The organism is Vibrio sp. 1751 (assembly GCF_033339895.1).
Taxonomy (GTDB): domain Bacteria; phylum Pseudomonadota; class Gammaproteobacteria; order Enterobacterales; family Vibrionaceae; genus Vibrio; species Vibrio alginolyticus.
This window is the reverse complement of sequence record NZ_JAWOVM010000006.1, coordinates 111,251-120,599: the sequence shown is the minus strand read 5'-3', so window position 1 is coordinate 120,599 and position 9,349 is coordinate 111,251. Positions and strand designations below refer to the sequence as shown.

Sequence of the window (9,349 nt, the reverse complement as noted above, 5' to 3'; positions counted from 1 at the left end):
TCAAATCCGCTGTGTGTATATTGAGATAAGTTATCATTTAGTGGAAAGAAAACATGCAAGTATACGGCTGTTGTGAACTGGTTCGTGAGCTTTATGCTCAGATTGGTAGTGGCGATCAAGCTTATATTCCCCAAGCAATTTCATGTGCAGTTAAAGTACTGAACGATGTTGCAGCGGATGAGTCCCTGCCTAAAGAAGTGCGTGAAAAAGCGGCATTTGCTGCGGCAAACCTACTGATTTCAGATTTTGAGGATAAGTAATGAATCTAGCGAACTTTGAATCCATGGATCCTGTCATGCTGATGAGCATTGTGAATATGAAGCTACGCGACGACTTCGGTGGTGACTTAGATAAACTGGTGGCTTTCTTCGATATCGAACGCACAGCACTGGAGACAAAACTGGCTTCTGCTGGTTTTGACTTTCTTCCAGAAGCAGGACAATTCCGTTAATCAACACCATTCTTGGCGGATAACCGAAACGAGAATAACCAATATGAAAAAGGGCTTGATGAGTTACCATCAAGCCCTTTTCTTTTATTCGATAGGCGTCTCGGTTAGCCAAATGAAGCCCAGATGACTGTCGCCACAAGAATTGGACATACAAACTTCACATACGCAGGCCATAACTTACCAAACCAACCTTGCGTAAACTCCGGGCAACCTTGCTCAAGCTCTTTGATTTTTGAGTTGCGATTCCATACCCAACCACCAAATAAGCAGAATAAGAGCGCAGCGGTTGGTTGTAGATACTGAGTAGCAACCGTCGCGACCATACCAAATAGAGCACCAAAATTATAAACAATCACCACACTGAACAAAGCAATGAGACCACCTAAAACCCAGCTCGTTGCGCTACGCTTGGTGTTGAAACGCTCACTCACTAAAGCCACTGGACACTCTAACATTGAAATGGAGGACGTTAGCGCCGCAATCGTCAGCAATAAGAAGAACACAATAGAGAATAATTGACCAAGCAAACCTAAACTATCAAACATTAGTGGCAATACCGTAAACACTAACGTATCTGAGCTTAATAGAGAGCCATCTTCTGCATAGATTTGAACGCCCTTTTGCATTGCCACAAACATCGCTGGCATCACCACTAATCCTGCAATGAAAGCAACGGCAGTATCTACCATGGTCACGTTCATCGCCATCTTTGGTAGGTTTTCTTTCTTACTCAAGTAAGATCCGTAAATCAACATTGAGCAGCCACCGATCGTAAGCGAGAAGAAGCCCTGTCCCATTGCAGCAAGAATCAACTTGCGGTCCCATACCTTTTCAAAATCCGGCACTAGGTAATGTTTCAGACCTTCCATCGCACCGTTTTGCGTCATGATGTAAGCAAATAGCAGAGCAAACAGAACAAACAATGCTGGCATCAAACGTGTGGACCACTTCTCAATACCTTGTTTTACGCCACCTTGTACGATGAGAATCGTCAGTACATAAAAAGTAATGGTTCCGAACAAGTTACGTTCAACACTAAAGCCCTTTAGCCATTGAGTTGCAGCTTCTAACCCCATTAGATCTGTGATTGCACCCAGTAAAAAGCAGATCAACCAACCACCAACAATTGAATAAAACGCTAAGACAGCGCTTGGTACGCTTAAACCAATCCAACCCACAATGCCGCCGAGCTTTTTACCGGCAGGGTTATCTGTGATTGCACGCATACTGTCTACAGGGTTGGCTTGACCATGGCGACCAATCGCCATTTCAACCACCAGCATCGGAAATGCGACGATAAGAATCATCACCAAATAAACTAACAGGAAAGCACCGCCACCATTACTGGCTGCTTGAGTTGGGAAGCCCCAAATATTGCCAAGGCCAACTGCGGCACCTGCGGCAGCTAAGATGAACCCGAGACGAGAGCCAAAATGCTCGCGAGGCTGAGAAGAGGTTTGCTGTGTCATACTACTCACACAAAAATATCATTGAACTAGCTAACTAGTACACTATAGCAATATTCACTATTCAACAAGAGCACCTCGGTTAAATCCTCGACAGTTGAAACAATTTGTAGTCATTCAGCTTGTAAATTTTAACGTACATCTCATATTCATCGCTCAAAAGCCTCGCGACTGTTGTTCGTTTTACGTGGCTGAATTTTACCAATCCTTCTGCCGTGAAGTGAGCCGAAAAATAATGAGCTCTGGTGTAAGGGACGAACTGTTCCTCGTGATACTGTGTCGAAAAGCAGAATCTTGTGCTTCGCTTTTTCCCCCTAATGTCTATTTATCAGCTAGTTATTACTCTGTTCTCATTTATACCCATGATTCAAGGAGAGGAAAATGAAGGTCACCCTACTTCACGGAGCGATGGTTGTAGCACTCAGCGCCAGCTACCAAGCTCAAGCCTATAACTGTCAAAGTCTACCCGACTGGGACAGCACTGCGACTTATACATCGGGCGCTTTAGTAAAAACGCAAGGAGCCGCTTATGAGGCTGCATATTGGACGCAAGGCAATGATCCCGTTACCAACTCAGGATCTTGGGAAGCATGGAAAGCGTTAGGGCAATGTGATGGTGGAAGCAACAATTTATCACCAACGGTGTCGTTCTCCTCTCCAATAAACAACGCACAAATTCCCGAAGGCAGTGCGATCACTTTGTTAGCCAACGCAGCTGACGAAGATGGCCAAATCACACAAATTGAGTTTGTTGCAGGCAACCAAACCGTTGCTGTGGTAACTCAAGCACCATTCGAAGCTTCTTGGACAGCTATTGAAGGGATCTCGCAATTGACCGCAATTGCGACAGATAATGAGGGAGCTGTTAGCACCACGACGATTTCTATCCAAGTTCAACCACAAGTCGAATTACCGCCACCAAGCATTTCATTGACAAGCCCAGTAGGCACAGAAGTGCTTAATGTAGGCGATAACCTAACCGTAGCCGCTCAAGCTGACGATATTGATGGTGTGGTCACACAAGTTGAGTTCTTCGTAAACAATCAATCTGTCGCCATTGATACTAGCGCACCTTACGAATATCAATGGACCGCTAGTCCAGGTACATACTCGTTCAAAGCACAAGCGACTGATGATACAAACCTCGCAACGATGAGCCAAGAAGTAGCGCTGGTTATTAGTAATTCAGAAACCGGAACGGGCGGATGTGCAGATGCAGTACCTTATGTGGCAGGCACAAGTTATCAAGCTGGCGACCTGGTTTCTCACTTCAACCAAAAATATCGTTGTGATGTTGCTGGTTGGTGCTCCTCGGATGCGACATGGGCTTACGAGCCTGGTGAAGGGCTATACTGGCAAGATGCTTGGAGTGGCCTAGGTGCTTGTTCGACACCACCGCAAGTTACCATTACGGCACCAACGGATGGACAAGTCGTGCTCGCTGGCAGCAATAACGAAATCACGGCAAACGCAAGCGATGCTGATGGCACAGTCACGCAAGTTGAGTTTTTTGCGAACAACACCAGCTTAGGGGTCACCACTCAAGCGCCATATTCCGTTACTTGGAACGCCACACTTATTGGCGCTAACCAGCTTAAAGCCGTCGCAACCGATAATGATAACAACACGTCAGAGTCCCTGGTTGGTGTGGAAGTCAGCGATAAAGATTTGGTCGTCTCTCTGACTTCACCAAGCAGCGGTCAGACCGCCGGATTAGGCAAAAGCCTCGCATTAAGCGCCGATGCAACGTCTTTAACTTCAGGCATTAAACACGTTGATTTCATGATCAACGGCTCTATTGTTGCAACCGATACCACGGCACCTTACACAGCCAACTGGACACCAACTGCACTTGGTAACTTTACAGTTAGCGCCCAAGCTGTGGATTTGTCAGGAAGCAATGCATTGTCTGACGCCGCAGCAATAACGGTGGTTGAGCAAGTAGATAAACGCCATAAACTCATCGGTTACTGGCACAATTTTGTAAATGGAGCGGGCTGTCCAATTCGTCTAGCGGATATGGCTGATGCTTGGGATGTGATTGATATTGCCTTTGCTGAAAATGATCGCAACAGTGATGGCACCGTGCACTTTAATCTATATTCAGGCGATATTTACAGCGATTGTCCAGCACTCGATCCAACACAATTCAAACAGGACATGGCAGCGCTTCAAGCTAAAGGTAAGAAGTTTGTTCTCTCTCTTGGCGGCGCAGAAGGCACGATTACGCTGAATACCGACCAAGATGAAGCCAACTTTGTCTCTAGCCTAACAGGTCTTATCGCTGAGTGGGGCTTTGATGGTCTAGATGTGGATTTAGAGAGTGGTTCTAACTTAGTTCATGGCTCGCAAATTCAAGCTCGCCTTGGTCGTGCTTTGCTTCAAATAGAGCAAAACATGGGTGGCGATATGTACCTAACCATGGCGCCTGAGCACCCTTATGTTCAAGGCGGCTATGTGGCTTACAGCGGTATTTGGGGAGCTTACATTCCTGTGATAAACGAGACACGCAGCACGCTCGACTTGCTTCACGTCCAGTTATATAACAACGGCGGTTTGCCAAACCCATACCTGCCAGGCAGTGCACCAGAAGGCTCTGTGGATATGATGGTAGCGCAATCTAAAATGCTTATCGAAGGTTTTGAGTTGGCCGACGGCACTCAATTTGCACCATTGCGCGATGATCAAGTCGCAATCGGTTTACCTTCAGGTCCTAGCTCGGCAAATTCAGGGCAGGCTCCAACACAGAATATTATCAACGCACTAGATTGTTTAACCAAAGGCACTTCATGTGGCACCGTTAAACCAGCGTACCATTACCCGAATTATGCAGGAGTAATGACATGGTCTATCAACTGGGATCAGCATGATGGCTTTAACTTCTCAAAACCTGTCGGCGATAAACTCACCGAGATGAATGCGCAATAAGCTATCAAAGAATAAGCGAGTAAAACGCAAAGAGAGCACAATAGTGCTCTCTTTCTTTATCTCATCGAGTTTTTACTTTTTAATGAGTAATTAAATCGTAAATACTCGGTAATCTTTTAGCTCAGGGATTTTCTTCAACAGATCGTTTTCTTGCCCTGCCATGTCATCCAGCGAATCGCACAAGTCTTCTGCTTGTTGTTCTACCTCTTTCGAATGCTCGGCTAAACGCTCTTCTACTTTCGCGCTGAGTTCAGCCATACTCTCTGATAATGCAGTGAGGTTTATCCCTCCCTCTTCCTTCATTTTTTTCGATAAAGCATCCAACGAACTGGCTAAAAACTCTTTATTGAAGATCTCTTGTGCTTTTGCAAAGTCTTCAGTCCACCCTTGTGTCATAGACTCAAAACTCTCCGCAGGCAGGATGAAATCACCATCTTTGTAGTAACGTGATTCAACATCAGCGAAAAAGTCCTTTACTGCGACTTTTACATTATCAAACGCACCAGGTGCATCGAGGCTTTCCGCAACATCATCAATAATATCATTCGCAAGCGCTAAACCATCACTCGCCAATTGCTTTGCTTGTGGAATATACGCGTTCATTTTTTCGCGATAGTCTTCAATTGCCGCTTTTTGGTCGGCATTGAGTTCAATTAGCTCACCTTTGATGAAGAGGTTGTTATCCTCATCCACGACAACTTTATCACCTGTCGTTTGGCGAATTTCCAAGCTTTGCCCATCCATACGGACTTCATTATTGATGTCCACACGACACTGCGCTGCATAACCAGTAGCACTGACCATCAGCAATGAGAGTGTAAAAAGCTTTTTCATGTCATTCTCTTTTATTTAACATTACTCGTGTTAAACATAACACTGAGTGATACATGAGATGTCAGCAAATCGTCACGACTTCGTAACAAGTTGTTTTATCTCCTATTTTCACGTCAACCTCATCACCCTCTTCTTTCCCGAACAACGCTCGACCCAGAGGAGATTTGGCTGTTAAGACAAAGACTTCCAGAGTCTGATATTGAACAGTCAAACCACCAGAGCAAGGGCCTACAAAGAAGTGCTTTTCGATCAAATTCTCATCTGCGAGAACAACGTAAGCACCAACACCAACAGGCGCATTCTTAAAGTTACGAGTCACTAAAGAACGATATTGACGCAACTCCTCTTCACTATCTTGAATTCGCATGGCTTGTCCATGAGCAAGATACGCGGCTTCAAGTGCCAATGTATCGTACTTGTGCTCGGGAACAGTTTCTTCATCTGTGGCGGCATCGATAGCTCGCTGAGCCGATGAATGGGCAACTTGAAGTTTTTCTTCCAGATGTTGGATGATAATTTGGACTAAGTCAGCTTTGTTCATACTTTTAGGACGCGCGTTTAGTATTCGGGGTGTGTTAATGTAGCCAAGTTTACCATCAAAGAAAGGTTTCCCTATTATGCAAAGTGACTCGCTGCATCAAACACTTCAATCTGTATTTGGTTTTGACTCATTACGCCAAGGTCAGCAACCCGTTATTGAAGCCGTTATGAATGGTTACTCTGCTGCGGCAATCTTTCCTACAGGCTCGGGGAAGTCACTCTGTTATCAACTACCTGCAACCATATTACCCAACCTTACGTTGGTGATCTCTCCGTTGTTGGCGTTAATGAAGGATCAACTGAGCTTTTTACAAAGTAAAGGAATCGCGGCCGCTTCTATCGATAGCAGTCAAAGTAGAGAAGAAGCACAACAGGTCATGGCTGGCGTGAAGAATGGACAAATCAAAATCTTGATGATTTCTGTTGAGCGACTAAAAAATGAGCGTTTTCGTGAATTCATTCGCCAAGTACCGATTTCTTTGATGGTCATTGATGAAGCGCACTGTATTTCCGAATGGGGGCATAACTTTCGTCCAGATTATCTCAAACTACCGCAATATCAACGTGAACTGAACATCCCACAGTCTTTACTTCTCACCGCAACGGCAACGCCTGCAGTTATTGAAGACATGCAAAAAAAGTTCGATATTTCCAGTGAACATATTACCGTTACAGGCTTCTACCGCTCTAATCTGGATATCTCGGTCATCCCGTGTGAGGAAACAAAGAAACAAGAACAGCTCAGTGAGATCATCGCCTCTTCACCTAAGCTTCCGACCATCGTATACGTGACGCAGCAGCAAACAGCAGAACGAGTAGCAAAGCCATTAATCCATATTGGCATTAACGCTCACGCATACCACGCTGGCATGAAAAGCGACGTTCGTGAACAAATCCAACAGCAGTTCATGGATGGCCAAATTGACTGTATTGTTGCAACGATTGCATTTGGTATGGGGGTCGATAAATCTGATATTCGCCGCGTCATTCACTTCGACTTACCCAAATCAATCGAGAACTACGCACAAGAGATTGGACGTGCAGGCAGGGACGGGCAACGCTCTGAGTGCATTCTGCTAGGCAATACGTCCGGCTTAACGGTGTTGGAGAACTTTGTCTATGGTGACACACCAGAATTTACGTCAATTAACTATGTAGTCGAGCAAGCGAAAGAACATGCTCCACAATGGGAGGTAGTGCCACTGCGTTTGTCGCGTGAAAGTAATATCCGCCAATTGCCACTCAAAACCTTGTTGGTTTATTTGGAGCTACATAACGTCATTGAAGCAAAGTACAGTTACTTTGCGGAATATCGGTTTAAGTTTTTGCACGATCAGCAATTTATTGTGAATCAATTTCAAGGCGAGCGACGTCAATTTGTGGAGGCTATTTTCTCTTGCTCACAAAAAGCCAAAGTGTGGTGCCAAGTTGATCTAGAAGCGCTATGGATGAACTATCAATCGGAACGCAACCGAGTTGTCGCAGCGCTCGACTATTTTCACCAGAACGGCTGGATAGAACTAGAGAGCAAACAACTGACGGACGTGTACTCAGTTATGCCAACCAAACAGAGCTCGGATGTTTTAATCCAACAACTGTCTGAACTGTTCCAATCCAAAGAAAGCAAAGATATCGAAAGAATCCACACCATGCTGCACTTGTTCCAGTCCGAGCACTGTTTGAGCTCACAATTGGCGAACTACTTTGCGGATCACGATGCACCAAAGCAATGTGGTCACTGCTCCGTGTGTCGTGGTCACGTCGCCACATTCACAGCACCAGAACCTGAAGATATTGAACAATCTCAAGTATCGATATGGGCGCAGGAGTTTATTCAGCTTTCCCCATCGGCCATCAGTAATGATGCCGTTGCTCGCTTCTTGTGCGGAATCAGCACTCCTTTGATTAGCCAGCTAAAAGCCTCAAAGCTAGCAGGTTATGGTGCAATGGCAAACGTAAGTTTTGAGCAGGTATTAACGCAGGTAGAAACGGTAAGGGCCTAAAAAAAGCTCAATTGACGCGCTTGGTCTTCGGGCTTGAGCATCACGTTCAAGCCTAAAAGGCGAATTTCCCGTCCATTTTGGCGTTTAAGAATATCTCTTAGCAAGATCTTGAAGTCCTCAAGCTCTAATTGCGGATGGATGTGCTCAATTGTTGTCAGTTGAAAATCGGCAAATTTGACTTTAATACCTTGTTTAATAATCGACTTATCTGGGCTTGCACGCTCTAAACGTTTCTCGAGTTCAGGATAAAGTTTCTCCTCAATCACTTGCCAACATTCACCATAGGTTGCGATGTTCTGGCTGAATGTCCTTTCCACACCGACGGACTTTCTCTCGCGTTCAACAACGACTTCTCGATTATCAATTCCATGGCTTCGCTGCCATAAGGAGGCACCCTGACGACCAAACTGCCTCAACAACTCTCGATAGTCACTGTTTTTAATGTCCTCACATCGATAAAAACCGGCTTGGTGGAGCTTCTCAAGACTCACCTTCCCCACGCCAGGAATATTCTCTAACGGAAGACTATCGATAACCTCTTGGACTTTCTCTGGCGGAATCACAAACTGACCGTTGGGCTTGTTCATGTCTGACGCGACCTTGGCAAGAAACTTAATCGGAGCAATGCCCGCCGATGCCGTCAACCCAAGTTCACTCCAGATATCACGGCGAATTGACTCTGCGATCAACGTTGCGGAGCCACGGCAAGCTGTCGAGTCCGTGACATCGAGGTATGCTTCATCCAATGAGAGAGGTTCAATGATAGGCGTATAACGCTCAAAAATAGCACGAATCTGCTGAGAGACTTGCTTATATACATGCATTCTACCGGGCACAACCAACAAATGAGGACAGAGTTGCAGCGCGCGCGCCGTTGACATTGCACTGCGAACACCATATTTACGCGCATCATAATTACAGGTGCTAATCACTCCACGCTGCTTTTCATGTCCGCCAACAGCGAGTGCAATGCCACGGTAACTGGGGTTATCTCTCATCTCTACGGCAGCATAAAAACAATCCATATCGACATGAATAATTTTTCTAATTCGATCTGACATAGCCATCAAAGCACTGTTCAAAAAAACAGTATAAATCAAATCTACCTGAAGAGAAATGGGCGTGTT

The 9,349-nt window shown here is 45.4% G+C and carries 8 protein-coding genes; 4 read left to right on the top strand and 4 right to left on the bottom strand.

Translation table 11 applies throughout. The annotated features are described in order from the left end of the window. The first annotated feature begins 53 nt into the window (after positions 1-53). Both R7041_RS04370 and R7041_RS04365 read left to right on the top strand, forming a co-directional pair. Entirely contained in the window at positions 54-260 is a 207-nt protein-coding gene (locus tag R7041_RS04370; RefSeq protein WP_064368724.1) for a YaeP family protein, read from the top strand. Next, positions 260-451, top strand: a complete 192-nt coding sequence (locus tag R7041_RS04365; protein WP_005380289.1) for a DUF4250 domain-containing protein — start codon at positions 260-262, stop codon at positions 449-451. The genes R7041_RS04370 and R7041_RS04365 overlap by 1 nt, the downstream gene beginning before the upstream one ends. 104 nt (positions 452-555) lie before the next feature. Here the strand turns inward: R7041_RS04365 and R7041_RS04360 are convergent, their stop codons facing one another. Beyond that, positions 556-1,920, bottom strand: a complete 1,365-nt coding sequence (locus R7041_RS04360; protein ID WP_005391763.1) for a sodium-dependent transporter — start codon at positions 1,918-1,920, stop codon at positions 556-558. A 378-nt stretch (positions 1,921-2,298) separates the two neighbouring features. Between R7041_RS04360 and R7041_RS04355 the strand changes: the two genes are divergently transcribed. Next, a complete protein-coding gene (locus R7041_RS04355) occupies positions 2,299-4,845 on the top strand; it encodes an Ig-like domain-containing protein (protein WP_206949378.1) in 2,547 nt (848 codons plus the stop codon). A 90-nt stretch (positions 4,846-4,935) separates the two neighbouring features. Here the strand turns inward: R7041_RS04355 and R7041_RS04350 are convergent, their stop codons facing one another. Both R7041_RS04350 and R7041_RS04345 read right to left on the bottom strand, forming a co-directional pair. After that, positions 4,936-5,679, bottom strand: a complete 744-nt coding sequence (locus R7041_RS04350; RefSeq protein ID WP_206949379.1) for a YggN family protein — start codon at positions 5,677-5,679, stop codon at positions 4,936-4,938. Positions 5,680-5,740: 61 nt separating this feature from the next. After that, on the bottom strand, positions 5,741-6,220 hold the full coding sequence (locus tag R7041_RS04345; RefSeq protein ID WP_005380280.1) for a GreA/GreB family elongation factor: 480 nt from the start codon (positions 6,218-6,220) through the stop codon (positions 5,741-5,743). A 76-nt stretch (positions 6,221-6,296) separates the two neighbouring features. Between R7041_RS04345 and R7041_RS04340 the strand changes: the two genes are divergently transcribed. Further along, the gene (locus R7041_RS04340) at positions 6,297-8,222 is read left to right on the top strand and encodes an ATP-dependent DNA helicase RecQ (RefSeq protein WP_206949380.1); all 1,926 of its coding nucleotides are present in this window, start codon (positions 6,297-6,299) and stop codon (positions 8,220-8,222) included. Here R7041_RS04340 and dinB read toward each other — a convergent pair. Next, complete coding sequence (dinB, locus tag R7041_RS04335; protein WP_025998728.1) at positions 8,219-9,283, bottom strand: DNA polymerase IV; 1,065 nt, start codon at positions 9,281-9,283, stop codon at positions 8,219-8,221. The genes R7041_RS04340 and dinB overlap by 4 nt on opposite strands. Between the last annotated feature and the right edge of the window lie 66 nt (positions 9,284-9,349).